The sequence below is a fragment of the Faecalibacterium sp. BCRC 81149 genome, assembly GCF_022750605.1.
Lineage (GTDB): Bacteria > Bacillota > Clostridia > Oscillospirales > Ruminococcaceae > Faecalibacterium > Faecalibacterium duncaniae.
Map to the genome: position 1 here is coordinate 175,249 of NZ_QXJA01000003.1, position 26,787 is coordinate 202,035.

At 59.9% G+C, this 26,787-nt stretch carries 26 protein-coding genes and 2 tRNA genes; 14 read left to right on the top strand and 14 right to left on the bottom strand.

Going from position 1 to position 26,787, the window contains the following annotated elements; all coding sequences use genetic code 11:
* Window positions 1–5: 5 nt before the first annotated feature.
* From gyrB to dnaA, 6 genes are all read right to left on the bottom strand, one after another.
* Window positions 6–2,000, bottom strand: coding sequence for a DNA topoisomerase (ATP-hydrolyzing) subunit B (gyrB, locus tag D3F01_RS05890; protein WP_117476648.1), 1,995 nt, complete (start codon window positions 1,998–2,000; stop codon window positions 6–8).
* Window positions 2,001–2,056: 56 nt separating this feature from the next.
* A complete protein-coding gene (locus D3F01_RS05895) occupies window positions 2,057–2,308 on the bottom strand; it encodes a DUF370 domain-containing protein (RefSeq protein WP_005929118.1) in 252 nt (83 codons plus the stop codon).
* 87 nt (window positions 2,309–2,395) lie between these two features.
* Entirely contained in the window at window positions 2,396–3,517 is a 1,122-nt protein-coding gene (locus D3F01_RS05900; protein WP_097769896.1) for a DNA replication/repair protein RecF, read from the bottom strand.
* Window positions 3,518–3,520: 3 nt separating this feature from the next.
* Window positions 3,521–3,736, bottom strand: a complete 216-nt coding sequence (locus D3F01_RS05905; protein WP_005929126.1) for an RNA-binding S4 domain-containing protein — start codon at window positions 3,734–3,736, stop codon at window positions 3,521–3,523.
* Between the two features lie 11 nt (window positions 3,737–3,747).
* Window positions 3,748–4,854, bottom strand: coding sequence for a DNA polymerase III subunit beta (dnaN, locus tag D3F01_RS05910; RefSeq protein WP_097773091.1), 1,107 nt, complete (start codon window positions 4,852–4,854; stop codon window positions 3,748–3,750).
* A gap of 400 nt (window positions 4,855–5,254) precedes the next feature.
* Window positions 5,255–6,577 carry a chromosomal replication initiator protein DnaA gene (dnaA, locus tag D3F01_RS05915; protein WP_005929139.1) on the bottom strand — a complete coding sequence of 441 codons (1,323 nt, stop codon included), beginning with the start codon at window positions 6,575–6,577 and terminating at the stop codon, window positions 5,255–5,257.
* Between the two features lie 386 nt (window positions 6,578–6,963).
* On the opposite strand from dnaA, the gene rpmH reads away from it, so the two are divergent.
* The 12 genes from rpmH to serS all read left to right on the top strand — a co-directional run bounded on the left by rpmH (window position 6,964) and on the right by serS (window position 19,283).
* Window positions 6,964–7,098: a 50S ribosomal protein L34 gene (rpmH, locus tag D3F01_RS05920; RefSeq protein WP_005929142.1), complete on the top strand. Its 135-nt coding sequence runs from the start codon at window positions 6,964–6,966 to the stop codon at window positions 7,096–7,098.
* A 247-nt stretch (window positions 7,099–7,345) separates the two neighbouring features.
* Window positions 7,346–7,744 carry a ribonuclease P protein component gene (gene rnpA, locus D3F01_RS05925; RefSeq protein ID WP_117534290.1) on the top strand — a complete coding sequence of 133 codons (399 nt, stop codon included), beginning with the start codon at window positions 7,346–7,348 and terminating at the stop codon, window positions 7,742–7,744.
* Entirely contained in the window at window positions 7,741–8,040 is a 300-nt protein-coding gene (yidD, locus tag D3F01_RS05930) for a membrane protein insertion efficiency factor YidD (RefSeq protein WP_098924012.1), read from the top strand. The genes rnpA and yidD overlap by 4 nt, the downstream gene beginning before the upstream one ends.
* Before the next feature lie 133 nt (window positions 8,041–8,173).
* Window positions 8,174–9,256, top strand: coding sequence for a YidC/Oxa1 family membrane protein insertase (yidC, locus tag D3F01_RS05935; protein WP_242886829.1), 1,083 nt, complete (start codon window positions 8,174–8,176; stop codon window positions 9,254–9,256).
* Window positions 9,257–9,261: 5 nt separating this feature from the next.
* The gene (gene jag, locus D3F01_RS05940) at window positions 9,262–10,383 is read left to right on the top strand and encodes an RNA-binding cell elongation regulator Jag/EloR (protein WP_242886831.1); all 1,122 of its coding nucleotides are present in this window, start codon (window positions 9,262–9,264) and stop codon (window positions 10,381–10,383) included.
* Between the two features lie 129 nt (window positions 10,384–10,512).
* The gene (gene mnmE, locus D3F01_RS05945; RefSeq protein ID WP_242886834.1) at window positions 10,513–11,883 is read left to right on the top strand and encodes a tRNA uridine-5-carboxymethylaminomethyl(34) synthesis GTPase MnmE; all 1,371 of its coding nucleotides are present in this window, start codon (window positions 10,513–10,515) and stop codon (window positions 11,881–11,883) included.
* 265 nt (window positions 11,884–12,148) lie between these two features.
* Window positions 12,149–14,023: a tRNA uridine-5-carboxymethylaminomethyl(34) synthesis enzyme MnmG gene (gene mnmG / locus D3F01_RS05950; RefSeq protein ID WP_242886837.1), complete on the top strand. Its 1,875-nt coding sequence runs from the start codon at window positions 12,149–12,151 to the stop codon at window positions 14,021–14,023.
* Window positions 14,024–14,160: 137 nt separating this feature from the next.
* Window positions 14,161–14,868, top strand: coding sequence for a 16S rRNA (guanine(527)-N(7))-methyltransferase RsmG (gene rsmG / locus D3F01_RS05955; protein WP_005929169.1), 708 nt, complete (start codon window positions 14,161–14,163; stop codon window positions 14,866–14,868).
* 157 nt (window positions 14,869–15,025) lie between these two features.
* Window positions 15,026–15,820: a ParB/RepB/Spo0J family partition protein gene (locus tag D3F01_RS05960; protein WP_242886840.1), complete on the top strand. Its 795-nt coding sequence runs from the start codon at window positions 15,026–15,028 to the stop codon at window positions 15,818–15,820.
* Window positions 15,821–16,013: 193 nt separating this feature from the next.
* Complete coding sequence (locus D3F01_RS05965; protein ID WP_156076666.1) at window positions 16,014–16,865, top strand: ParA family protein; 852 nt, start codon at window positions 16,014–16,016, stop codon at window positions 16,863–16,865.
* A 3-nt stretch (window positions 16,866–16,868) separates the two neighbouring features.
* The gene (locus tag D3F01_RS05970) at window positions 16,869–17,738 is read left to right on the top strand and encodes a ParB/RepB/Spo0J family partition protein (RefSeq protein WP_242886843.1); all 870 of its coding nucleotides are present in this window, start codon (window positions 16,869–16,871) and stop codon (window positions 17,736–17,738) included.
* Between the two features lie 213 nt (window positions 17,739–17,951).
* The gene (serS, locus tag D3F01_RS05975) at window positions 17,952–19,283 is read left to right on the top strand and encodes a serine--tRNA ligase (protein ID WP_223455406.1); all 1,332 of its coding nucleotides are present in this window, start codon (window positions 17,952–17,954) and stop codon (window positions 19,281–19,283) included.
* Between the two features lie 131 nt (window positions 19,284–19,414).
* Here serS and D3F01_RS05980 read toward each other — a convergent pair.
* From D3F01_RS05980 to D3F01_RS06015, 8 genes are all read right to left on the bottom strand, one after another.
* Window positions 19,415–19,489 (bottom strand) — tRNA-Glu (locus D3F01_RS05980).
* Window positions 19,490–19,580: 91 nt separating this feature from the next.
* A tRNA-Met gene (locus tag D3F01_RS05985) sits at window positions 19,581–19,657 on the bottom strand.
* A 160-nt stretch (window positions 19,658–19,817) separates the two neighbouring features.
* Window positions 19,818–20,486, bottom strand: coding sequence for a hydrolase (locus D3F01_RS05990; RefSeq protein ID WP_186851133.1), 669 nt, complete (start codon window positions 20,484–20,486; stop codon window positions 19,818–19,820).
* A gap of 150 nt (window positions 20,487–20,636) precedes the next feature.
* A complete protein-coding gene (locus D3F01_RS05995; protein WP_242886846.1) occupies window positions 20,637–21,293 on the bottom strand; it encodes an HAD family hydrolase in 657 nt (218 codons plus the stop codon).
* A 93-nt stretch (window positions 21,294–21,386) separates the two neighbouring features.
* Window positions 21,387–22,763 (bottom strand): PH domain-containing protein, encoded by a 1,377-nt coding sequence (locus tag D3F01_RS06000; protein WP_242886849.1) that lies wholly within the window; start codon window positions 22,761–22,763, stop codon window positions 21,387–21,389.
* Complete coding sequence (locus tag D3F01_RS06005) at window positions 22,760–23,191, bottom strand: hypothetical protein (protein WP_242886852.1); 432 nt, start codon at window positions 23,189–23,191, stop codon at window positions 22,760–22,762. The genes D3F01_RS06000 and D3F01_RS06005 overlap by 4 nt, the downstream gene beginning before the upstream one ends.
* A complete protein-coding gene (locus tag D3F01_RS06010; RefSeq protein WP_005929193.1) occupies window positions 23,188–23,853 on the bottom strand; it encodes a TrkA family potassium uptake protein in 666 nt (221 codons plus the stop codon). Before D3F01_RS06010 ends, D3F01_RS06005 begins: the two co-directional genes overlap by 4 nt.
* Before the next feature lie 119 nt (window positions 23,854–23,972).
* Window positions 23,973–24,386, bottom strand: coding sequence for a TrkA family potassium uptake protein (locus D3F01_RS06015; RefSeq protein WP_097769913.1), 414 nt, complete (start codon window positions 24,384–24,386; stop codon window positions 23,973–23,975).
* Between the two features lie 252 nt (window positions 24,387–24,638).
* On the opposite strand from D3F01_RS06015, the gene D3F01_RS06020 reads away from it, so the two are divergent.
* Entirely contained in the window at window positions 24,639–25,469 is an 831-nt protein-coding gene (locus D3F01_RS06020) for an undecaprenyl-diphosphate phosphatase (RefSeq protein ID WP_156074256.1), read from the top strand.
* Between the two features lie 157 nt (window positions 25,470–25,626).
* Window positions 25,627–26,751 (top strand): DUF362 domain-containing protein, encoded by a 1,125-nt coding sequence (locus tag D3F01_RS06025; RefSeq protein ID WP_097769914.1) that lies wholly within the window; start codon window positions 25,627–25,629, stop codon window positions 26,749–26,751.
* Window positions 26,752–26,787 lie beyond the last annotated feature (36 nt).

Consider the following 26,787-nt stretch of genomic DNA (forward strand, 5'->3'; position numbering starts at 1 on the left):
TCCAATTACACATCCAGCTTCGCGTACTGGGCGTTGGTCTCGATAAAGCGGCGGCGGGGCTCCACCTGGTCGCCCATCAGGATGGTAAAGGCTTCATCGGCCTTTTCGGCATCCTCAATGGTGATCTGAACGATGACGCGGTTATCGGGGTTCATGGTGGTCTCCCACAGCTGTTCGGGGTTCATCTCACCAAGGCCCTTATAGCGGTTGACCTTTGCGCCGGGCATCTCCTGCGAGAGGATGGCCATTTCAGCATCGTTGTAGGCGTACTTGATGGTGTTGCCCTTCTGCACCTTGAACAGGGGCGGCTGAGCGACATAGACATGGCCCTGCTCGATGAGGGGGCGCATATAGCGGAAGAAGAAGGTCAGCATCAGGGTGCAGATGTGAGAACCATCGACATCGGCATCGGCCATGATGAACACTTTATCATACCGCAGCTTGGAGATATCGAATTCCTCGCCGATGCCGCAGCCCAGAGCCAGCACAACGGGCATCAGCTTATCGTTGCCGTAGATGCGGTCCGCGCGGGCTTTTTCCACGTTCAGCATCTTGCCCCACAGGGGGAGGATGGCCTGAATGGCGGAGTCACGGCCCATCTTGGCGGAGCCGCCTGCAGAGTCACCCTCGACGATGAAGATCTCGGTGCGGGTGGGGTCTTTTTCACGGCAGTCAGCCAGCTTGCCGGGCATCCGGCTGGTCTCCAGCGCGCTCTTGCGGCGCACCAGCTCCCGGGCCTTTTTGGCGGCGGCGCGGGCGCGGGCTGCCTGGGTGGCCTTTTCAAAGATGGCCTTTGCCACGCCCGGGTTCTCCTCAAAGAACTCCATCAGCTTGGTGTACACCATGTTGGAAACAAGGGTGCGGATCTCGGTATTGCCCAGCTTTGCCTTGGTCTGGCCCTCGAACTCTGCCTCCTGCAGCTTGACGGAAATGACGCAGATGAGGCCCTCGCGGACATCGGAGCCGGACAGGTTCTCGTCCTTATCCTTCAGCAGGCCGTGGCTGCGGCCGTAATCGTTGAACACACGGGTCAGGCTGGTGCGGAAACCCTCTTCATGGGTGCCGCCGTCCGGGGTGTTGACGTTGTTGGCAAAGCTCAGCAGCAGCTCGTTGTAGCTGGAATTATACTGCAGCGCGATCTCGGCCATGCCCCGCTCGGTCTGGCCCTTGAGGTAGATGACATTGGGGTGGAGCACCTCCAGATTGCGCTTTTCGCCCAGATAGGTGACAAAGCTCTTGATGCCGCCCTCATAGCACATGACCTCGGTGCGGTAGCAGGGGTCGCCCTCCTGGCCATCCTCCAGAACGGGGGTGTAAAGCTCCCGCTCATCGGTCAGGGTGATCTTGACACCGGCGTTCAGGAAGCTCTCCTCGCGCAGACGCTTTTCCAGCGTCTCGAAGTTATAGACGGTGGTGTCCTTGAACATCTCAGGGTCAGGCTTGAAGGTGACGCGGGTGCCGGTGACCCCCTCGGCCACCGTGCCCAGACACTTCAGGGGGCCGTCCGGGTCGCCGCGGCGGAAAGTCTGCTCGTATTCATGGCCGTCGCGGCGGACATTGACCCTCAGCCACTCAGAGCAGGCGTTGACCACGGACGCGCCGACACCGTGCAGACCGCCGGCCACCTTGTAGCCGGAGTTCTCGCCGCCGAACTTACCGCCTGCGTGCAGGATGGTATAGACGACGGTGACGGCGGGCAGACCGGTATCGGCCTGGATATCCACGGGGATGCCGCGGCCGTTGTCGGTGACCTGAATGATGTTATCCTTTAAGATCTTGACCTCAATGTGGTTGCAGTAGCCTGCCAGTGCTTCATCAATGGCGTTGTCCACGATCTCGTAGACCAGATGATGCAGGCCCCGCTCACCGGTGGAGCCGATATACATGCCGGGACGCTTGCGCACGGCCTCCAGACCCTTCAGGACCTGGATCTCGCTGGCATTATACTCATGGTCGGTCGCGGTTTCCACATTGGTGCTGGTGATGATTTCCTCTGCCATATCCTTTCTCCCTTTACTTGATATTTTTTCAATCGATTGGATCGTTGTTGATTTTTTCAGAACGACATTTCGGTGCGCCGCTTCATGGCCGCGCTGGACAGCTCCGAAAGATAAACGGTGTCCACGGGGGCATCGGCCAGAACATAACACTGGGGCAGGTCATCCGAAAGGCTGACCACGGCCCCATTCTTCTGGGCATAGTTGAGAAATTCCCGCCCCCGGGGGGAGACGGTGGTGGTCTCCAGATTGAAGATGCCGATGATATCACGGTCATTCAGGACATAGTCCCGGCCCAGATGGATATACATTGCGTATATTCTCCCGCAGATGCAGACTGCATATTCTGTCACATTTTCCGTATTCTATGCAATACAGCGATGCAACATTTCTCCATTTCAGATTTTACTCAGGACACCGCCGTTCATGCGGTAGACCTCGCCATCCGTTTTCAGGAAGGCCGTATCGTCACAGCTGGTGACGAAAGTCTGTTTTTCCCGCATCCGGGTCAGCAGATACTGCTTGCGGCCGTCATCCAGCTCACTGAGCACGTCGTCCAGCAAGAGGACGGGGTGCTCCCCGGTGATGGCAGCAGCGGCGGCGGCTTCGGCCATTTTCAGGCTGAGCACCACACTGCGCTGCTGCCCCTGGCTGGCAAAAACCCTGGCGGGCTGGCCGTCCAGCAGCAGCTCCAGATCTTCCCGGTGGGGGCCGCACAGGCTCTGCCCGGCCCGGACTTCCTCATTCTGGCGGGCTTTGAGCAGGGCTGCCAGACCACCCGGCTCAAACTGAGCGGCATACCGCAGCTCCATCCGCTCCGCCCCATGGGAAAGCTCCTCGTAATTGGCGCAGGCCAGCGGGGCCAGACGTTCCAGGTAGGCCCGCCGCCGCTGCTGGATGGCTTCCCCCTGCGCGGCAAGCTCGGTGTTCAGCACCTCGAGCAGGGCCATTTTTTCGGCGTAGGGACGTTCCTGCCCGGCAGGGGAGCGGCGCAGCAGCGCGTTTTTCTGCTGCAGGGCCCGCAGATAGCGGCGATACACGGTCAGGTAACCGGGGTAGAGCTGACAGAGGGCGGCATCCAGAAATTTGCGCCGCCCCTCGGGCGCTCCCTTGACCAGACTCAGGTGGCCGGGGTCGAACACGACAGCCGGAAAACTGCCGGCAAGCCCTGCCGCCCGCCTGGGGGCTGCCCCGTTCACCGAGGCGTACCGCCCGGGCCGCTGGGAATCCGGGGTACCCACCGTCAGCCGGACACGGTTCGGCTCGTCAGGCTCCTGTTCCTCCTGCTGTGCCCGGAGCGTGGAGGCTTCCAGCACGGCAAAAGGCTCACCCCGCCGCACCAGCTCTGCATCCTTGCCGCCCCGGAAGCTCTTGCCGCCGGTCAGCAGCCAGATGGCCTCCAGCAGGTTGGTCTTGCCCTGGCCGTTGTTGCCGCAGATCACGGTCAGCTCCCGGCCCGGGGTCAGGCTTGCCGATGCAATATTGCGGTAATTCGTTACTTCTAAGGAAAGCAGGCGCATGGTTTACTGGCCCTGTCCCACTTCCACGGTCTGGCCGTCCAGCTCGACGACATCCCCGGCGCGGCATTTTTTGCCCCGCATGGTGCAGACCTCACCGTTCACCTTGACAGCACCGCCCTGCACCAGCTCTTTGGCTTCGCCGCCGGTCTCACACAGGCCCGCATATTTCAGCAGGGCATCCAGCTTGATAAATTCCGTATGGATGAGAATTTTTTGCATTTTTATGCCTCTCAATCATTCTTGAAGCGGACAGGCAGGACCAGATACAAAAAGTCGCTGCCCTCGGTAGGCAGAACCTTGACCGGGCTCAGCGGGCCGCTGATCTCCAGTTTGACCTGCTCGGTGCGGGCGTTGCGCAGGGCATCCAGCAGATAGCGGTTGTTGAAACCGATCTCCACCTCATCGCCCTCGCACTGCGCGTTGAATTCATCCACCACGCGGCCCAGATTGGTCTGGCAGCGGACCACCACTTTACCCTCTGTAAAACTGATGCGGAGGGGATTTTTTAAACGCTCTGTAATGATCAGGGAGGCACGCTCGATGGTCTCGATGAACTCCTTGGTGTCCAGAACCACGCTGGTGCGGCTGCCATTGGGGATGACGTTGTGGTAGTTGAGGAATTCGCCCTCGATCAGGCGGCTCATAATGGTGTAACCGGCGGTGGTGAACACCACATAGCGGCGGTTTGCGGAGATGTGCACGGTCTCCTCGTCGTCGTTGGCCAGCAGGTGGGAGACCTCGTTCATGGTCTTGCTGGGCACGATGATGCGGATCTCCTTTATGGCTTCCACCGGCCGTTCCACAATGGCCAGACGGTAGCCGTCCAGCGCAACAACGGTCAGCTTATCCGGCGAGATCTCAAATAATTCACCGGTATGCGCAGGTTTTTTCTCATCCTGACTGACGGCGTACAGGGTGCGCTCGATCATATCACGGAGCACGCCGGTCTTGATGTTCAGGGTCTCCTCGGCCCCGGTGTTGGGCAGTTCGGGGAAATCGGTGGGGTTCATGGACTGGATCTCGAACTGTGCCACACCGCTCTGGATGGTGGTTTTTCCATTTTCAGCAGATTGGATGTTGATCTGGCCGGAAGGCATCCGGCTGACCATGCTGCTGAGCAGCTTGGCGTTCAGCACTACTTCGCCGGGCTCTTTGACATTGGCATCAATGGTGGTCACGATGCCCATTTCCAGGTCGTAGCCGGTCAGGGTGAGCTGGAAGCCTTCGGCTTTGAGCAGGATACCCTCCAGCACAGGGATGGTGGAGCGCAGGGTAACGGCTTTGGAAACGCCGTCAATGGCTGCACTCAGCAGGGTCTTATCGCAGATGATGTTCAATTGCGCGTCTCTCCTTATTTTGGATTCAAGTTTTGAGGTTCTTTCTCCCATAAAACAGGGACAAAACCTCCAAATCTATATTGAACTTGTTGTAGTATTCGTAGTAGGGGCTGGGGAAGATGTGGAAAAGTCGGAAAATGTGTGGAATGGTGCGGCTCCGTGGTTTTCCACCGGCTTGTGAATGCAGTGTGAAAGGCTTGTGGAAAGGGCCGGAGCGGCTTTTCTTTCCACGGCGGGTGTGCAAAACGGAAGTTGAATGTTGAAAACTCGGTGGAAAGAGTGGAGAACTTTGTCGTCTGACCACAATATCTTGTTCTGTTTTCCCGGATTCCCCTGCATTTCTCCCCATATTTGGGGTTTTATCCCCTGTGAGAGTATGACTTTTGCCCCTGTTTTCCCATCAGGCCTTGACGTTCTTGATGATGTCGCTGACGGTTTCGCGCAGGTGTTGGTCATTCTTCATGTCCCGCTCCATGGTCTTGAGGGAGTAGACGATAGTGGAGTGGTCACGGCCCGAGAACTCCCGGCCGATCTCCTCCATACTCATGCCGGTGACTTCGCGCAGGATATAGATCGCCACGCGGCGGGCGGATGCAACGTTGGCGTTCCGCTTGGTGCCCCGGATGTCGGCAGGGGAGACGTTGAAGGTGCGGGAGACCTCGCCCACAATCTTCTCGATGGTCACGGGCACGGGCTGGGTCTCGTTGAGGATGTCCTTGATGGCATTCTGTGCCACGCTGATGACAGGCTGGATGCCCTCCAGCATGTAGTAGGCGTTCAGCTTTTTCACTGCGCCCTCCAGCTGGCGGATGTTGTTTTTCAGGTGGTTGGCGATGAATTCCGCCACATCCTCGGGCAGATCCAGGTGGAGCAGCTCGGCCTTGCGCTTGACGATGGCCACGCGGGTCTCGAAATCAGGCGGCTGGACATCGGCGGTCAGGCCCCACTCAAAGCGGGTGCGCAGGCGCTCTTCCAGGCTCTTGATCTCCTTGGCCGGGCGATCAGAGGCAATCACGATCTGCTTGTGGGCATCGTGCAGGGAGTTGAAGGTGTGGAAAAACTCCTCCTGGGTGGATTCCTTGCCGGCGATGAACTGGATATCGTCCACCAGCAGCAGGTCGGCCACGCGGTACTTCATCCGGAAGTCCTCGGTGCTGCCGGCGCGGATGGCGGCGATCAGCTCGTTGGTGAACTGCTCGCAGGTAACGTACATGATAACGAAATCGGGGTGGGTGCGCTTGATCTCGGTCTGGATGGCCGTGAGCAGATGGGTCTTGCCCAGACCGGAGCCGCCGTAGATGAACAGCGGGTTATAGGCTCCGGAGGGATTGGCCGCAACCGCCTGCGCCGCAGCAAACGCAAACTGGTTGGAGGGACCCTTGATGAAGTTCTCGAAGGTGAACTCGTAATTGCCCTGGGGCGAGGCGGGGTTTGCCTCGTACTGTTGGGCCAGCACCACCTCATGGGGCGGGGTGCTGGGCACCACCAGCGTGATGTCCACGTCAAAGCCCAGCACGGTCTTGAAGGCCTCTTTCAGCAGGCCGAGGTAGCGGTCGGTGACGATCTTGCAGATGAAATCGTTGCGCACCGACAGGGTGATATGGCTCGAGTCCTCAAAGCTGATGGGCTCAAGTCCGTCGATGTAGAGATTATAGGTCGGCTCGGCCATCTGCGTTTTGCAGTATGCCTGGGCGGCCTCTAAAACGTCCTTGAAAGAATCCATAAAACATCCACTCCATTGAATTGGTCGAAGTTTTCAACAATGCTGCTGATACCCCGTTAGTATACCACAAAAATCTCCCTGCGTCTATATTCTATAATGTAATTTATAATACATAAGAAAAGACGCTCCATCGTGCCCTCGCGGCTCTTGTGTCCAAGGCGGTTTTTGGCCACAAGATATGGTGGAAGAAAAGTTTTCCACGGAGAACCGGTGAAAAAGTTGAAAGCTTTTTCACAAAGAAATTTGAAAAAAGTTTGCTGGAAAGTAAAAAAAACGCTTGACAGAAGGGGATAGTGTGCGATATACTGTTGAATTGCAAGCCTGTCCCCAATTTGGGACCAGAAATACCCCATTACCGGGGACGAGTTTTTACGGAGGATACAACCATGAAGAGAACTTTTCAGCCCAAGAAGCGTCATCGCAAGGAAGTTCATGGCTTTCTGACCCGCATGAGCACCAAGAACGGCCGCAAGGTCATCAATGCTCGCCGTGCTAAGGGCCGCAAGAGCCTGACCGTCTGATCCCGCTTTGCCAGGGATCCGGCGCAGAATTGAACATGCGCACAAAAGACTGCTGATCCAGAATTGGCGGTCTTTTTCTTATTTTGGACGTTCTGCGCGCGGAATGACTAAAAATTTGGCAAAAGATTTGGCACAAAAAACGCCCGGACAGCCTTTTCATGTCGGCGTTTTTTTGCTATACTGAATTTTGAACTTTGCCTTTAGGGAAGTTCTGCGATTTTTTAACCGAAAAGGAGGCGACGGAGCAGTGCGCTATCGTCCCATCCGCCGCAACAGCGAGTTCGGCCGCGTGTATGCCCGCGGCAAGTCCTATGTGAACCCGGCGCTGGTGCTGTATGTGCTCAAGACCCGCGGCAGAAAGACCCGCGTGGGCCTGACAGCCACCAAAAAGATCGGCCATGCCGTCCAACGCAACCGCGCCCGCCGCGTGATGAAGGCTGCCATTGATGAGCATCTGGATCAGAACATCGGCGGCTATGATCTGGTGTTCGTGGCCCGGGGCATGACCCCCCGCCTGAAGAGCTGGCAGCTCAGCGAAGTGGTGGCCAGGCTCTTTGCCCAGGCTGGCCTGCCCGACAAGGCAAAGCAGCCGGGCGCAAAGCCCCCGGCCACGGTCCCGCCTGCAGACCGGGCCGCAAAACAGTGAATCCCGTCTCCCGCGTCTGCCGGAACGCGCTCTGTGCGCCCATCCGGTTCTACCAGCGCTTTATCAGCCCGGGGCTGGGCCGCAACTGCCGCTTTACCCCCACCTGCAGCCAGTATGGCATAGAAGCCATCCAGACCCATGGCTGCATCAAGGGCTTGCTGCTCACCGCCTGGCGCATCGCCCGGTGCAATCCGCTTGGCCGGTGGGGCTTTGACCCGGTGCCGCCCAAAGGCCGCTGGGTGAGCCCGGAGAGAAAGCTCTCGGTATCGAAATTATTTAAAAGGCGGCATGGATAGTTCGGCGGGGAGTTTCTCCGAGGAGAAAGCTACCCGTCGGACTTGTATAACCAGCTTCTTGTGACGCTCCGCACTGTGGGCGGGGTGTCCTTCTCATAAAAATCTAAACGTCCCGCACCACAGGCGGGGCAGAATGGACGAAACTATGAATCCTTTGTACATCCTGGGCTGGCCCTTGGGCTATGTAATGGAGTGGATCTACAAGCTGATCCCCAACTACGGCTGGGACATCATCCTGTTCACCCTGCTCATCACCGTGATCAAGATCCCCCTCCAGCTCAACCAGCAGAAGAGTATGGCCCGCATGAGCGCTTTCCAGCCCATGGTGGCCGAGATCCAGAAAAAGTACCGCGATAAGCCCGAAAAGCAGCAGGAAGAGCTGATGAAGCTGCAGGAGCAGGGCTACAAGCCCACCGCAGGCTGTATGCCCATGCTGGTCAACTTCCTGGTCATGTTCGGCGTTATCGAGGTGGTGTACCGCCCGCTGCAGCGCATCTTCCACATTGGTGCCGATGCCCTGACCGCCGCAGGTGAGGCCCTGACTGCCATGGGCATCAGCTTTACCACCGTGACCCGCGACACCAACATCATTGCACAGGTCATTGCAGGCGAGAGCACCGTTTCCTCCTGCTTCACCCCGGATCAGGTGGCTACCATCACCGAGTTCGGCCAGCACATGGATTTCTTTGGCATCGACCTGACCCGTGTGCCCCAGTACAGCCTGGCTGCAGAGAACCTGCCCCTGCTGATCCTCCCGGTCCTGGCGATCGTGACCATGTTCCTGTCCACCCACATCAGCATGAAGGCCAGCGGCCAGGAGATGCAGGGCAGCATGAAGCTGACCATGTATATGATGCCGCTGATGTACGTCTTCTTCTGCTTCACCGTGCCCAGCGCTTTCTCTCTGTACTACGTTGTTTCCAACATCCTGATGACCGTGCAGAGCCTGGTGATGAAGAAGATCTACGACCCTGAGAAGATGAAGGCAGAGGTCGCCGCCGAGATGGCTGCCCGCAAGAAGGAGCAGAAGCGCGGTGTAAAGAGCACCACCATCAAGGTCAAGGATGAAAAGACCGGCGAGGTCGTGGAGAAAAATATCTCCGCCAGCGAAATGAACAAGCGCCGCCTGGAGTATGCCCGCAAGCTGGATGAGGAGCGCTATAAGGACGAGCGCACCGTTCCGCTGAGCGAGCTGGAAAACAAGAAGGAGGATTGACGGTTATGATCCGTACTCAGGAAGCGACCGGCAAGACGGTCGATGAAGCCCGCGCAAAAGCCTGCGCCCTGCTGGGCGTGCAGGCCGACGACCTGAATGTGAGCTATGAAGTGCTCGAAATGCCCCAGAAAACCGGTTTTCTGGGCCTGAAGACCACCCCCGCCAAGGTGCGTGTGAGCGTGGAAGAGCCCGATGCCCCGGCCGCTCCCGTGGTGGAGGAGAAGGTGGAGCCTGAGGTGAAGCCTGTTGTGGAGGAAGCTCCCGCTGAGGAACCCAAGGCCGAGGAGCCTGCCGCTGCCCCTGTGGCAGAGGAGGCCGCTCCCGTTGAGGAGGCTGCTGACCCCGCCGCAGAGGGTGAGGAGCCGGAAGTTCCCATCAATATCGAAGAGAACGCCAAGGTCAAGGCCGCTGTGGACTACCTGAAGGAAGTCATTGCCCTGATGGGCGTGGAAAATGTTACCTTCAGCGCCGTGCAGAAGGGCGAGGCCACCATCATCCGTCTGGATGGCGAGAAGCTGGGTGCCCTGATCGGCCGCCGCGGCGAGACCATGGAGAGCCTGTCCTATCTGGCAAGCCTGGTGGCCAACCGTCTGGAAGGCGATTACATCAAGCTGGGCCTGGATGTGGCCGGCTACCGCGACAAGCGTGAGAATGACCTGACCGTGCTGGCACAGCGCATTGGCAACAAGGTGCGCAAGACCGGCCGCAGCTTTGCCATGGAGCCTATGAACCCCTACGAGCGCCGCATCATCCACTCTGCCATCGGCAAGATGGAGGGTGTGCGCAGCGAGAGCAAGGGGGAAGGCCGTGACCGCCGTGTGGTCATCTACTCCACTGCTCCCGATGCCCAGACCGACAACACCTACGGCGAGCGCCGCCCGCGGGGCAATGGCCGCCGCCCCGGCGGCAACCGCAATGGCGGCTTCCGCGGCGGACGCGGCAGCAGCTCCCGGAATGGCGGTCCCCGCAATGGCCGTCCTGCAGGCAGCCGCGGTCCCCGTCCTTCCAGCGTGCCCGAGCGCACCTATGCTCCCCGTGACGCAGAGACTGCCGCACCCGTGGCACCCAAGCGCACCGAGCGCGTGGATGATTTTGCCGATTTCAGCTTTGGCAAGATCGAGCTGTAAACTCCGCTGAGTTTTGCACAATGCTGCCCCCTTCCGGTGGAAAACTGGAAGGGGGCTTTTTGTCTCTTTCCTTTTTCGTCGCTTCGTGATACAATAATTCTGATTTGAGAGCGGAGGGAGAGCACCAACATGGAACATTCAACGATCGCGGCCATTGCAACCGCGCCCGGCGCAGGCGGCATTGCCGTGGTGCGTCTTTCCGGCCCGGAGAGCTATGCCGTGGCGGCAAAGGTGTTCTGCCCGGCCAACCCGGCAAAGCGGGTAGAAGATGCCAAGGGCTACACCGCTCTGTTTGGGCATTTCATGGAAGGGGAGGAAGCCTTTGACGAGGGCGTGGCCCTCTTCTTCCGGGCACCCCACAGCTACACCGGCGAGGATGTGGTGGAGCTTTCCTGCCACGGCGGCAGTGCGGTGGCCCGGCGGCTGGTGGAAAGCTGCATCGCAGCCGGTGCCGCCCCCGCCGCCCCCGGCGAGTACACCCGCCGCGCCTTCCTCAACGGCAAGCTGGGCCTGACCCAGGCCGAGGCCGTTATGGACCTGATCTCTGCCGATGGCCGACAGGGTGCGGCGCTGGCCAATGCCTCCCTGAACGGTGCGCTGGCGAAGAAGATCGGGGCTGAAAAGGATGCCCTGACCGCCCTGCAGGCCCATCTGACTGCCTGGGTGGATTTCCCCGAGGAGGACGTTCCCGCGCTGGGGGATGCCCAGCTGGTATCCACCCTGACTGCCGTGAAGGGAGAGCTGGACACCCTCATCCGGAATTACGATGCCGGTGCGGTCCTGCGGGAGGGTGTGGACTGTGCCATCGTGGGGCGGCCCAATGCGGGCAAGTCCACCCTGCTCAACCTGCTGGCCGGGTTCGACCGGGCCATCGTCACCCCCGTGGCGGGCACCACCCGGGATGTGGTGGAGCAGGCCGTCCGGCTGGGGGACATCCGGCTGAACCTGTTCGACACGGCCGGTCTGCGGGAGACCGAGGATGCGATCGAGGCCGAGGGCATCCGCCGCAGCTGGAAAAAGCTGGACGAGGCGGGGCTGATCCTGGCGGTGTTCGATGGCTCTGAGCCCCTGACCCGGGAGGATCTTGCGCTGGCGCAGCGGTGCGCTGGCCGCCCGGCCATTGCACTGGTCAACAAAGAGGACAAGCCCACTCAGTTTGACGCAGAGATCATTGCGGGCGATTTTGCCATGGTGCTCCCGGTCTGCTGCCAGGAAGAGGGGAGCCGCAGAGTGATCGCCGCTGCTGTTGCCCGCCTGCTGGGCACCAACAACATCGACCCCCACGCTGCCAGCCTTTCGGGCCAGCGCCAGCTTGCCGCCGCCACCCGCGCGCGGGATGCAGTGGCCGGTGCGCTGGATGCGGTCAGCGGCGGGTTCGGGCTGGATGCCGTATCGGTCTGTGTGGACGATGCGCTGGATGCCCTCTGTGACCTCACCGGCGAAAATGCGTCGGAGAATGTCATCAATGAAGTGTTTGAGCGGTTCTGTGTGGGGAAGTAATGAGGAATGTTCTCTTTTGCGTGCCAAAAGAGAACCAGAAAAGCACCCGCTACTTTCGAAGCGCGGGAGGCACGAACTAGGGGCTGCTCGCCCCTAGTGACCCCAAAGAAGTGAGCTCCAAACAAAAATGCTGGAGATTCGCGCTCCCGCGCGAAGATCTCTTAACCGCATTTTTGCTTTCCACCGATTTGAAGTCGCTGCGCGACGGGCTGTGTAGGTACAGTTTCGATTGTTCCATTGACAATAGAGGGAATCCGAAAAAGTTATGAATCATTTAGGAGATTACGATGTGATTGTAATAGGCGCGGGCCACGCTGGCATTGAAGCGGCCCACGCTGCCGCCACGCTGGGTGCCAAAACGGCGGTGTTTACCATGAGCCTGGATGCCATTGGCAACATGCCCTGCAACCCCAGCATCGGCGGAACTGCAAAAGGAACGCTGGTACGCGAATTGGATGCGCTGGGCGGTGTGATGGGCCTTGCGGCGGATGCCACCTACCTGCAGAGCCGGATGCTGAACAAGGGCAAAGGCCCTGCCGTTCATGCCCTGCGCGTTCAGACCGACCGCAAGCGCTACCACGAATATATGAAGCACGCCCTTGAGCTTACGCCCGGCCTTGCCATCCATCAGGCCGAGGTGGTGGGCATTGAGGTGGAGAACGGCCATGTCAAGGGCGTTGTGACCCAGCTGAACGGGGAGTACAGCGCAAAGTGTGTGGTCATTGCCACGGGTACCAATCTGGGCGGGAAAATTTTTGTCGGTGATGCGTGGTATGCTTCCGGCCCCGATGGGATGCACGCCGCCAATGCCCTGACCGAAAGCCTGAAAGCCGCCGGTCTGCCCCTGCGGCGGTTCAAGACCGGTACGCCTGCCCGCGTCCACCGGAGAAGCATCGACTTCTCCAAGCTGGAATGCCAGCCCGGCGACCCGGACAGCGAGCTGCAGCCCTTCAGCTTTCTGACGGATGCACCCATGCACAACAAGGTCGAATGCTGGATCGCCTACACCAACCCCGAGACCCACAGGATCATTCTGGACAACATCCAGCGCAGCCCGCTCTACGGCGGCATGATCGAGGGAGTTGGCCCCCGGTACTGCCCCTCCATTGAGGACAAGGTGGTGCGCTTTGCGGGCAAGGACCGGCACCCCATCTTTGTGGAGCCCTGCGGCGAGAACACAGAGGAAATGTATCTGCAGGGTGCGTCCAGCAGCCTGCCCGAGGATGTGCAGTACGCCTTTTACCGGAGCATTCAGGGGTTTGAACATATTGAGATCATGCGCCCTGCCTACGCCATCGAGTATGACTGCGTAGATCCGACCAGTCTGGAAGCCACACTGGAGAGCAAGGTGGTGCGGGGCCTGTATGGCGCGGGCCAGTTCAACGGCACCTCCGGCTACGAGGAAGCCGCCGCGCAGGGTCTGCTGGCCGGTCTGAACGCCGCCCGCAGTGCAAAAGGGGAGAGTCAGCTGATCCTGGAGCGTCAGACCAGCTATCTGGGCACGCTGGTGGATGACCTTGTCACCAAGGGGGTCATGGACCCTTACCGCATGATGACCAGCCGGAGCGAGTACCGCCTGACCCTGCGGCAGGACAACGCCGATCAGCGGCTGACTCCCATTGGCCGGGAGTACGGTCTGGTGCAGGATGACCGCTGGGCAAAATACCAGCACACCCAGAGCATTCTGGAGGCGGAGCGCCGCCGCCTGCACGAGACCCACCTGCGCACTGCTGACCTGCGCGCTGCCATGGAAGCAGCCGGGCTGACCCCTGCCGCGGAGGGCGGCATTGCCGAGGAGCTGCTCCGCCGCCCCGAGATCAGCTATCCGCTGTTGGCGGGTGTGATCGGCTGGGGCGAGGGCATCACCCCCATGCTGGCCGAGCGGCTGGAGACCGAGATCAAGTACGCAGGCTACATTGCCCGGCAGGATCGGATGATCCGTGACGTGGCTCGCCACGAAAAGACCCTGATCCCCGCAGATTTTGAGTATGCTGACCTGACCGGCCTGACGCTGGAGGCCCGTGAGAAGCTGACCCGCATCCGCCCGAAGAATCTGGGGCAGGCGGGCCGCATCCCCGGCGTGTCGCCCTCCGATGTGGCGCAGCTGAGCATTGCTTTAACAGTCAGAGAGAAAACCTGATGCACTGACGGAGAGGTTGACGAAGGAGGGCAGAACCTCTGTACAACCTCTCAGCCGCCTGCGGCGACAGCTCCCCTGATAGGGGAGCCATTGATAAAAAGAGAAAAGAATTGCCTAAAACGAAAAGGGACAGATAAATGATCGACAAGAACAGACTGGAGCAAAAATGTTCCATGTGGAACATTGCGCTGACCGGAGAACAGCTGGACCAGCTGGATGCCTTTGCGCAGATCCTGGTGGACTACAACCAGAAGGTCAATCTGACCGCCATCACCGACCCGGAGGGCATTGAGGACAAGCACTTCCTCGACAGCCTGCTGTTTGCCAGCCAACCCGAGGTGGCAGGGAAGATGGTGGACGTGGGTGCCGGTGCCGGATTCCCGGGCATCGTGACAAAGATCTACAAGCCCGAGCTGGAGCTGACCCTGATGGAGCCCACCGGCAAGCGGGTGGAGTTCTTGAAGTATGCCTGCGCTCAGCTGGGCCTGACCGGGGTGGAGTTTGCCAAGGAGCGCGCCGAGGAAGCCGCCCGCAAGGCATGGCGGGAGCAGTTTGATCTGGCCTCTGCCCGTGCGGTGGCGGCTCTGCCCATGCTGGCCGAGTACTGCCTGCCGCTGGTCAAGGTGGGTGGCAGCTTCCTTGCCATGAAAGGCGCTTCCGGCGAGGAGGAGCTGGCTGCAGCCCGCGGTGCCATCCGGAAGCTGGGCGGCGAGTACAAGGAGACCCGCACCCTGCATCTGCCGGGCGGCGATACCCGCACCCTCATCCTCTGCAAAAAGATTTCGCAAACTCCGACAGCCTACCCCAGAAATGGTGGAAAGATCGCAAAGTCTCCGCTGAAATAACGCAAAACCGCAAGATAAATGCCAAGCCCTGCCGAACGATTCTTCTGGCAGGGCTTTTTGATTTCTGGTACACTGGAACTGCAATGAACAAACTTTCCACCGTTTCCCGGGAAACGGTGGAAAACTGTGTCACATTTCAGCGAAAGGGGAAAGAATCATGTTTGAATGGAAGAAATCTGCCGGAAAGATCTACACCCTGCCTGTGGAAAGCATCCAGCCCTCACCGTTTCAGGCCCGGACTGTCTTTGATGAAAAGGAGCTGGCGGGGCTGGCCCAGAGCATCCGGGAAAACGGCCTGCTGCAGCCCATCTCGGTGCGGAAGGTCGAGGGCGGTTATGAGCTGGTGGCAGGGGAGCGGCGGCTCCGCGCCTGCAAGCTGGCCAAGATGGAGACCATCCCGGCCATCCTCTGCGACTGCGGCGACCAGCGGACGGCGGCTCTGGGTCTGCTGGAAAACATCCAGAGGGAAGACCTGAACCCCTTTGAGCAGGCACAGGGGCTGCGGGATGTGATCGCCCTTTGGGACTGCACCCAGGCCGAGGCGGCCAAACGGCTGGGCATGGCACAGCCCACCCTTGCCAACAAGCTGCGGCTGCTGCAGCTGACCACCGACCAAAGGCAGTTCGTGTTGGACAATGGCCTGACCGAGCGCCACGCCCGGGCTGTCCTGCGCCTGCCCGAGAACCGGCGGAGCGAAGCCCTTATCACCATTGCCAAGCGGCGGATGAATGCCCGGCAGACCGACCTGTACATTGAACAGCTGCTCAATGCCGCCGCCCCAGGCAGACACCGTATCTCCATGGTCAAGGATGTGCGCATCTTTGTCAACACTATCGACCATGCCATCCGGCTGATGACGGACAACGGTGTGCCTGCCACGGCCCACAGGGAAGAGCGGGACGGCTATATCGAATACACGGTGCGCATTCCAACCGCAGCCGCGCAAAGATAAAACGCATCGCAATTTTCACAAAAAATGCAATTCCACAGGGTTTTTACGCAAAATAATCAGGAAACAGGTTCAAAAAGCCGCGCTGATGTGCTATACTAGTCTTTAAAGGGGCTTTGCTGGTGGGAAAACAGCGGGGCCCGGCCTCGAATGTTCCACGTGGAACAAATAATTTTCCCGGGAGGAAACAAAGAGCGTGGCTAAAATCGTTGCAATTGCAAACCAAAAAGGCGGCGTGGGCAAGACCACCACGGCCGTGAACCTTTCGTCCTGCGTTGCGGCTCTGGGCAAAAAGACGCTCATCGTCGATCTGGACCCGCAGGGCAATACCACCACCGGTTACGGCATTCCCAAGCGGAGTGTCGATGTGGGTACTTATGAGCTGCTGATCGGTGAGGCGGAGGCAAAGGATGCCATCCGCAAGACCGAGTTCCGCACCGATGTCATCGGTTCCAACACCCGGCTTGCGGGTGCGGGTCTGGAAATGATCGATCTGCCGGGCCGCGAAAGCCGCCTGCGCAAGGCGCTGGCCTCGGTGCAGAAGGACTACGACTTCATCTTTGTGGACTGCCCGCCCAGCCTGGATCTGCTCACCTTGAACGGTCTGTGCGCCTGCGACAGCGTGCTTATCCCCATCCAGTGTGAGTATTACGCACTGGAGGGCCTGTCGGAGCTCATCAGCACCCTCAAGACCATCCGCAAGAAGTACAACCCCTATCTGGACATCGAGGGCGTGGTGTTCACCATGTTCTCCGGGCGGTTCAACCTGACGCTGCAGGTGGTGGATCAGGTCAAAAAGTATTTTGGCACCAAGGTCTACAAGACCACCATCCCGCGCACCATCCGCATCTCGGAAGCGCCCAGCTACGGCCAGCCCATCAATTTCTATGAGCCCAAGGGCAAGGGCAGCGAGGCCTATATGGATCTCGCCATTGAGTTCGTAAAGAACAACCGCCCGCATGAGCCGGCACGCCGCCGCGCAAAAGGGAACAGTGCCCCCGCCGAGCAGAAAAGCGCACTGGAACAAGTGAAGCAGGGGGAAGCGTAACCTATGGCAAAAAAAAGAGGAGGACTGGGCCGGGGCCTGGAAAGTCTGTTTGAGGACACAGCCCCCAGCTTTGAGTCCGATAACCGGATCGAGACGCTGCCCCTGCGGGAGATCGAGCCGGACCCGGCTCAGCCCCGCAAGACCTTTGATGAGGAAACGCTGGCAGAGCTGGCGGCCAGCATCTCAGAGCACGGTTTGTTGCAGCCCATTGCGGTGCGGCCCCACGGGGTAGACCGCTATCTCATCGTGGCCGGTGAGCGCCGCTGGCGTGCCTGCCGGATGGCGGGCCTGACCGAGGCACCCGTCATTGTGAAGGATGTCACGGATGAGCAGGCCATGGAGCTGGCGCTGGTGGAAAACCTTCAGCGCGAGGATCTGGACCCGGTGGAAGAAGCACTGGGCATCCGGGAGCTGATGACCCGCTGTGACCTGACCCAGGAGCAGGCGGCCCGCAAGCTGGGCAAAAGCCGCAGCGCACTGGCCAACAGCCTGCGTCTGCTCAACCTGCCCGAAACGGTGCTGGAGCTGCTGAAGAGCGGTTTCCTCACCACGGGCCACGCAAAGGTGGTGCTGGGTCTGCCCACTCCGGAGCTGCAGGAGCAGGCGGCACAGATCATTGCCGACCATGAGCTGAATGTCCGGCAGGCAGAGACCCTGTGCAAGAAGCTGGCCAAGCCCCCCAAAGAGCCTGTGGAGCCCGCCCCGCGCGGCACCCTGCCTGTGGAGGTGGAGGAGAGCCTGAAGCAGGCGCTGGGCAGTGAGGTCAATGTGGCCTACCACGACGGCAAGGGCAAGCTGACCGTCCACTTCTACTCGGATGAACAGCTGAAGGCTTTTGCAAACTTATTAGGGCAATATCAGGTTGAGGATTAAACCTCTCCATCATTGTTGTTGCCTGGTAGGAGAGGCCCTGGCAGCCGATGGAAGCTTTTCGTATACGCCGCCAGCCCGACTGAGAGGGTTGTACGAAGGCAAGCCTGACCGAGAAGAAAAACATAGCGATCCAAGGCGGCACGCCGCCTTTGAACGGCATGGGAAAGGGCTTACCTGCCCGTGCGAACCGAAATAGAGTAAGGAGAGTAAATCATGCTTGATATCAAATTTGTCCGTGACAACCCGGATGCTGTCAAGGAAAACATCAAGAAGAAGTTCCAGGATGCCAAGCTCCCTCTGGTGGATGAAGTCATCGAGAAGGACGCAAAGTACCGCGAGTGCCTGAAGGAAGTTGAGAGCCTGAAGGCTGCCCGCAACAAGCTGAGCAAGGCCAACGGCCCCCTGTTCGGTCAGCTGAAGAAGTGCACCGACGAGGCCCAGAAGGCCCAGCTGCAGGCCCAGATCGATGCCAACAACGCCGCCGTCAAGGCCGATGCAGACAAGATGGCAGAGCTGGAAGCCGAGGAAGCCAAGCTGGCTGACCGCATCCAGGAGATCATGTACACCATCCCCCAGATGATCGACCCCAGCGTGCCCATCGGCCCCGATGACACCTACAACGTGGAAGCTCAGCGCTTTGGTGAGCCTGTGGTGCCCGATTTCCCCATCCCGTACCACACCGAGATCATGGAGAGCTTTGACGGCATCGATATGGACGCTGCTGGCCGCGTTGCCGGCAATGGCTTCTACTACCTGCTGGGCAATATTGCCCGCCTGCACGAGGCTGTGCTGGCCTATGCCCGCGACTTTATGATCGACAAGGGCTTCACCTATGTCATTCCTCCCTTTATGATGCACGGCAACGTGGTGCAGGGCGTGATGTCCTTCCCCGAGATGGATGCCATGATGTACAAGATCGAGGGCGAGGATCTGTACCTGATCGGCACCAGTGAGCACACCATGATCGGCCGCTTCATCGACCAGACCCTGGACGAGGCCACTCTGCCCCTGACCCTGACCTCCTACAGCCCCTGCTTCCGCAAGGAGAAGGGCGCACACGGCATCGAGGAGCGCGGCATCTACCGCATCCACCAGTTCGAGAAGCAGGAGATGATCGTGGTCTGCCGCCCCGAGGAGAGCGCCGACTGGTACGAGAAGCTCTGGCAGAACTCCGTGGAGCTGTTCCGCAGCATGGAGATCCCCGTGCGCCAGCTGAACTGCTGCTCCGGCGATCTGGCTGACCTGAAGGTCAAGAGCTGCGATATCGAGGCCTGGAGCCCCCGCCAGCAGAAGTACTTTGAGGTCTGCTCCTGCTCCAACCTGGGCGATGCACAGGCACGCCGCCTGCACATCCGCGTCAAGGGCAAAGACGGCAAGACCTATCTGGCCCACACCCTGAACAACACCTGCGTGGCTCCTCCGCGTATGCTGATCGCCTTCCTGGAGAACCATCTGCAGGCCGATGGCTCCGTGACCATCCCCAAGGTGCTGCAGCCCTACATGGGCGGCCTGGAAGTTATGGTCCCTACCCACAAGAAGGGCTGAGCCTGAGCTTTTCCACAAAGCACACATAAAATGTTGAACCCCCCGCCGTCCGCGTGATGCAGACGGCGGGGGGTTGTTGTGTAGAAAAAACAAAAAGAAAAAAGCTCCTGATTTTTCAATCAGAAGCTTTTTGGTGACCCGTACGGGAATCGAACCCATGTTACAGCCGTGAAAGGGCCGTGTCTTAACCGCTTGACCAACGGGCCTCAAAAACACAGAGCTTCGCTAAAACCTCCGACATCCATCATCCACTACTGCGGACGACCGTCCCCCTTATCTTAGCGAAACTCTGTAACGTGGTAGCGGTAACTGGATTTGAACCGGTGACACTTCGGGTATGAACCGAATGCTCTAGCCAACTGAGCTATACCGCCATATTTATTTTGTGCACTTGAACAGTGCTTTATTATTATATCCAATCGACCGCGATTTGTCAACAATTATTTCGCAAAAATTCAAAAATTTCTGAAATATCTCCTTCTATGGCGTAAAAAAGACGCTGTAACAGAAAAAAGTTACAGCGTCTTGCGTAAATCATTCCCGATATTTCTCCATCATTTCCTTGAACAGCACAGCCGGAGAGGGCGGCGTGTAGGTAATGGCGTTGGCACCCGCCGCAATGGTGGCGGAAATGCTCTCGCCGGTCTTGCCGCCGCTGGCGATGATGGGCACATCTGGGAACTGCTCCCGGATCTTTGCCACCACCCGGGGCGTGTCAGTGCTGCAGGCCACATTCAGAATGGATGCCCCGGAATCAATGCGGCTCCGGATGTTGGTGTCCTCTTTTGTCACTGTGATGATGACCGGGATGTCCACCACCCGCGAGACCGCCAGCAGGTTCAGGTCAGAGATGGGGGAATTGAGCACCACGCCCATGGCACCCTGGCTCTCCACGTCGCGGGCAAGGTTCAGGGTGCGCACGCCGTGGGTGGTGCCGCCGCCCACACCGCAGAACACCGGGATGTAGGATGCCTTGATGATGGCATCGCTGATGGCCTGCTGGGGCGTGAAAGGATAGACCGCGAACACCGCGTCCGCGTCGCAGTTGCGGATGATGGCAAGGTCGGTGGTGAATACAAAGCTTTTCAGCCGCCGCCCGTTGATGACGATGCCGCTGGCGGCATATACCTCCTGGGGCATTTTCAGGATGTTGTGGCGCAGGCGGCTCTCTACGTTGGGGGAGATTTTCTTTTCAGCTGCCATGGGCAAGTCCTCCGTTTCTCAATTGTATCAAATGGGAACTATATTATAGGAAAACAGGGGAGTTTATGCAAGAAACATCCTGTGAACAGTCTGCAAATAAAAATCGACCCTCTCCGTCAGTGCTTCAAAGCGCCGGAGAGGGTCGTTCCTTTAATGTGTTCTAACGTATTCTAAAATATCCTCAGGCACGCCGGCCAGTGCATCGGCTCCGGCAGCAGTCAGCTCTGCGCGGCCCCGGAAGCCCCACAGCGCCCCCATGGCAGGCAGACCGGCATTGTGCCCGGTCAGGATATCTACGTCGCTGTCGCCCACGAACAGGGTGCTGGCAGGGGCTGCGTGCAGGTCCTGCATCAGGCTGTAAACACCGGTGGGGTCGGGCTTGGTGGGCACGCCCGGGCGGCTGCCCCGCACCAGAACAAACCGACCTGCCCCGAAATAATGCTCGATGATCTTGCCGCACAGCGGGTCAGCCTTGTTGGAGAACACCGCGCACTGCACGCCCGCGGTGTTCAGCGCGTCAATGAGGGCAGCAATGCCCGGGTAAGGCGCGGTCTTGTCCTCCTTGTGGGCATCGTACCGGGCGGTAAATTCCGCCAGCGTAGCGGCCAGCTGCTCCGGTGTGCGGGCATCGGCGGGCGAAAACCGCTCCACGAGCTTCGGGATGCCGTTGCCCACCATGTGCTTGAACTGCTCCGCCGTAAACTCCGGCCACCCGTGCTGTGCGCACACCCAGTTGCCTGCATCAGCCAGGTCGTCGATGGTGTTCAGCAAAGTGCCGTCCAAATCAAATAATACTGTATGAATCATAACAATTTTACTTCCCCTAAAAACAATAACGTTATCTTTATGCCAAGAGCTCCCCTGATTGGGGGAGCTGTCGCCGATCGGCGGCTGAGAGATTTAATTCGTTTCCATAAATCTGAAAAATTTCTCCGCATCCCGCAGCGGCACGCTCCTCACCTTGAGCTTTACCCAGCCGGGAAAGGTCAGGGTCAGGTTGGCGCGGCCCACACTGGCAGCCCAGGGGCTTTGTGCTGCGGTCAGGCAGACATCCGGGTGCAACACACAGATGCAATGCAGGTAGAGCCCCTGCTGCCGCCGCAGGGTCATGCGGCCCTCCCGCAGCCAGAGGCCCTCCCGCCGATAGCCTGCCGCGGCCCCGGCCAGCAGTGCCCCAAAGAAGAAGGTGGGGATGAGCAGGGTAACGGTCAGCTGGGGCAACACTGTGGCCGAGACCAGCGTCAGCAGCAGGCAGAGGGCAAAGGGAATGCCTGCCGGTGCAAAAAAGATGAGACTGCGCTGCTCGGTGCGGGCCAGCAGGTCGGGCGGCATCCGGAACTCCGGCAGCAGCTCCCGGAACAATGCTTCCTCGCCGCTGCGGTAGACGAACAGCGGCAGCTCGGGGGAGCAGCCGCCCGCCGTTACAAAGACCGGCCAGCGTTTCATCAGCCGGGCAGCGGGGGAGATGCGGACATCTGCAAAGCTGATCTCGCTTGTCCGCACCCGGCACTCGAAGTGCCCCAGCCAGCCGCCCCGGCTGCCGATCTGGTCGGCCGTGTGCCAGACAGTGTAGTGCACGGTCTGGGCAAAGCTGCGCATCAGGCTGGCCCCCAGCAGAAAGCCTGCAGCCGCCAGCAGCCATGCCGCGCCTGCGGGGAGCCACCGCGCCGCGAATCGGGCCAGAAAGCTCACCTGGATCTGGGCAAAAACGGCAGGGTTCCAGTCCGGAACATCCCGGGTCTGGCGCACGGCCAGCACGAACAGGGCCAGCGTGGAGAGGCCGTTGGCCCCCAGAAAACCCAGCGCCGCCCGCTCCTCTCCGGCGGGCCGGTGCAGGGTAGGCTTTACCAGAGGCATCAGCTGGTCTGCCACCGCCTCGGCATCGGCTTTGGGCAGGCAGACCGAAAGGGTGTGCTTTTGCGCCGCGCCCACTGGGTAAAGGGTCAGGCGGCTTGCCCCGGCCATCCGGTAGAGCAGGGGCCGGTCGATGGTCAATGCCGCCAGCATCTCGCCCCGCAGGGCACGATCCAGCCGGATGCCCAGCCGCCAGTGCAGATGAAAGACTCCGGTGTCGTCCAGGCTCCAGCTGCTCACATGCAGGATGCCCCAGCTCACGGCGCAGAGCAGAAGGAACAGCAGCGCATCCTGCCGCAGAGCTGTGTGCAGGGCTGTCCAGTTCCTCTCAAACAGCACCTGGACCAGCGGCAGCAGATAGACCACCAGCGTCTTGCGCAGAAACCGCAGAACGGTAAAGGGGTGCAGGCGGCGTTCATTCATCGGATCTCCTCCGCAAGGACATGGGTGAGGGCAGCGGCCTGCTCTGCCGGAACCGCCGGTAAAATAAGCTGCGTGCCCGGTGCCGTGATGACGACCACCGATACCCCTGCCAGCCGGAGCAGCGGCGTGCGCAGCCGGAACAGCCCTGTTACGGCCCTGCGTCGGATCGCCCGCCGCAGCGGAAAGGCGATGCCGGAGTACACCGTCAGGGTCTCCGCGCCCAGCGCGGCGGCATAGCTGCAGGCGCGCTGGTACACCACCGTCACCAGTGCGGCCCAGAGCAGGCAGAACACCACCCCGGCGGGCAGGCTCTGCCAGAACACAAAGGGAGCCGCCAACAGGCCCGGGATGGCGGCCCAGCAGCAAAGCACAGCCCGGCCCCGGGGCGGGATGATGAGCGCCGTGCGGCGCAGCTCCCGCTCCGTCACTTGCTGTTCAGCTCCCAGGCATCGGTCAGCAGGTGCAGGGTATCGTCCTGCGTCAGCACCAGGATGCGGTCCCAGGGCAGCAGAACGGTGTTGCCGTGGGGGATGATGAACTCGGTGTCGCGGGTGATGCTGACCAGAATGGCATCACCGGGAATGGGCACATCCATGATGGCCTTGCCCGCAAACTTGAAGTTCTCGGGCAGCAGGATCTCGTTCAGGCTGGCTGTGCCGCCGCCCAGGCTGAGCAGCTGGCGGATGGTATCCGTCTCGATCTCTCGCTCCAGAATGTGGCTCAGGTTGTCGGTGCCGCAGACCACGGTGTCCACGCCTAAGGTGTGCAGCAGCTCCCGGTTCTTGGGGTTGGAGGCCCGGGCCACGGTGCGGTCCACGCCGAACTCCCGCTTGGCGATCTGGCAGGCCACGAGGTTGTCCTCGTCCGAGCCGGTCACGGCCACAAAGGCGTTGCAGCTGCCAACATCGGCGGTGCGCAGGGTGTCCACGCTGATGGAATCGCCGCAGATCACGGGGATGTCCAGCGAATCTGCCAGCATCCGGCACTGGGCCTCGATGGGTTCAATGATGACCACCGAATGGTGGTTCGTCAGCAGGCTCTGGGCCAGATACCGCCCAACACGCCCGCCGCCTGCAATACAAACTTTCATATAAAAACCTCATAATACTTAAAGTATATAGAAACTTTGTCTGAACCAGCTCTTGGCTCCCCCTTTGGGGGAGCTGGCAAAGCCGTCAGGCTTTGACTGAGAGGGTGAGCCAGTTTCCATTATTTCGCCAGCGCACGGAACACTGCCTGTTCTGTCAGGATGGTGGGGCAGATCGTGTCCAGCTCGTAGGTCTTGTGGTAGAGCACCTGCAAATGCGGGTCGGAGACGCGGCAGATGACCTTTTCGCGCCGGAAGATGTTCTTTGCGATCTGTGCGGCCATCAGGTTCACGGAGTCATCCTCGCACACAGCGGCCACCGCGTCGCAGTTCTCCACGCCGCCCTGCTTGAGGATGTCGGGGTCGGTGGGGTCGCCCACAAGGGCCGTGCCGCCAAAGGAATAATCATCAAAGCTGTCCAGCCGCTTGAGCTGCTCGGGGTCCTTTTCGATCAGGGAAATATCATGGCCGATGCGTTCCAGATCCCGCACCAGTGCCGCGCCCACCTGGTCGCAGCCGATCACCAGAATATTCATGGATGTCACCTCATTGTTCAAAATCTGTTGTTGTCTGGCCCGGCATTCCGCGTCAGAAGGAAACACAGGGAAAAGCGCTGTGTCCAGTATAGCATATTTCCGGCGGCAGATAAATACAGAAAAAGGAGACAGTGCTTCTGTATAAAATTTGTGATTTTTCGTGCGCAGGCTCTCAGAATATGATATACTGGAGAGCGAACCCAATCTGAATGTGTGCAGAGCGCCCGAGCCGCTTTGCAGGGAGGAGAACCCATGTTTCTTGAAATACTGAAAGCCATCCTGATGGGCATTGTGGAGGGCATCACCGAGTGGCTGCCCATCTCGTCCACCGGCCACATGATCCTGGTGGAGCAGGTGGTAAAGTTCAACGCCAGCGAGGAATTCATGTCCATGTTCCGCGTGGTCATCCAGCTGGGTGCCATTCTGGCTGTGGTGGTGCTGTTCTGGAATAAGCTCTGGCCCTTCGGCCTGCGCCATGGCCGCGTCTGCTCCAAACCTGCCGTCTGGCAGCTCTGGTTCAAGGTGGTGGCCGCCACCATCCCGGTGCTCATCATCAGCCCGCTGGACGACTGGTTTGAGGCCCGCTTCTACAATTACATCACGGTCGCCGCCATGCTGATCCTGTACGGTGTCCTCTTTATCCTTGTGGAGAACCGCCGCACCGCCCCACATGTCACCCGGCTGGAACAGATCACCTACCGCGAAGCCTTCATCATCGGCGTGTGGCAGATGCTGGCCATCATCCCCGGCACCTCCCGCTCCGGTGCCACCATCGTGGGCGGCCTGCTGCTGGGTCTGTCCCGTGCCTGTGTGGCTGAGTTTACCTTCTTCCTCGCCATCCCCGTTATGGCGGGCGCGTCCCTGCTCAAGGTGGTCAAGTTCGTCCTCTCCGGCGCTGCGATGACCGGCACCGAGATCGCTGTTCTCGTGGTGGGCTGCGTGGTCGCCTTTGTGGTCAGCCTTGCCGCCATCCGCTTCCTGATGGATTACGTCAAGCGCCATAACTTCAAGTTCTTCGGTCTTTACCGCATCGTGCTGGGCCTGATCGTCCTGGCCGTGGCCGCCATCACCGCCATTGCGTAAATCGCTCCCGAACCCCCAGCCGCCCGCCCGGGCGGCTTTTTTGCGCCCTGGGGCAATTGCACCGGCCCCGGCCTTGTGCTATACTGGAGCCATAAAGAGAGAACCCGGCGGCGGGAAAGTGCCGCGCCTGAAATTGTCAAAAACGGAGGAGATCCCTATGGAAGCATCGACTGTATATTACACCGACTTCCGGTGTCCTGTGGGCACCAGCCTGACCGAAAAACTGCGCCGCCTGTGCATTGCGGCGGGCATCAAGAGCATTGATATGGACGGCAAGTTCGTGGCCATCAAGATGCACTTTGGCGAGCTGGGCAACCTGGCTTTCCTGCGCCCGAACTACGCCAAGGTAGTGGCAGACCTGTGCAAGGAGCAGGGGGGCCAGCCCTTCCTGACCGACTGCAACACGCTGTACCCGGGCAGCCGTAAGAACGCGCTGGAGCACCTGAGCTGCGCGCAGGAAAACGGCTTCTGGCCCATGACCACCGGCTGCCAGATCATCATTGGCGACGGCCTGCGCGGTACCGATGAGCTTGAGGTGCCCGTGCCCAACGGCGAATACTGCAAGACCGCCAAGATCGGCCGCGCCATTATGGATGCCGACATCTTCATCAGCCTGACCCACTTCAAGGGCCACGAAGCGACCGGCTTCGGCGGGGCCATCAAGAACATCGGCATGGGCTGCGGTTCCCGTGCGGGCAAGATGGAGCAGCACTCCTCCGGTAAGCCCGCCGTGCAGGAGGAACTCTGCCGCGGCTGCCACCGCTGCGCCAAGGAGTGCGGCTCCGATGCCATCCGCTACAACGAGAACAACAAAGCGGTCATTGATTACGAAAAGTGCAAAGGCTGCGGCCGCTGTATCGGTGCCTGCAACTTCGATGCCATCTATTCCATCGACAGCAGTGCCAACGAGGAGCTGGATCGCAAGATGGCAGAGTACGCAGCCGCCGTCTGTGCAGACCGCCCCTGCTTCCACATCAGCCTGGTGCAGGATATCAGCCCCAACTGTGACTGCCACGGCGAGAACGATGCCCCCATCCTGCCGGATATCGGCATGTTCGCCTCCTTTGACCCCGTGGCGCTGGATCAGGCCTGTGCCGATGCCTGCCTGAACGCACAGCCCCTGCCCAACAGCCAGCTGGGCCAGAACCTTGCAAAGCCCGGCTGGAACTGCCACCACGACAACTTCAAGGATTCCAACCCCAATGTCGAGTGGAAGGCAACGCTGGAGCAGGCCGAAAAGATCGGCATGGGCACCCGCCAGTACACCCTGAAGAAGATCTGAACATAAAAATAAGCCCGACAACGTCGGGCTTATTTT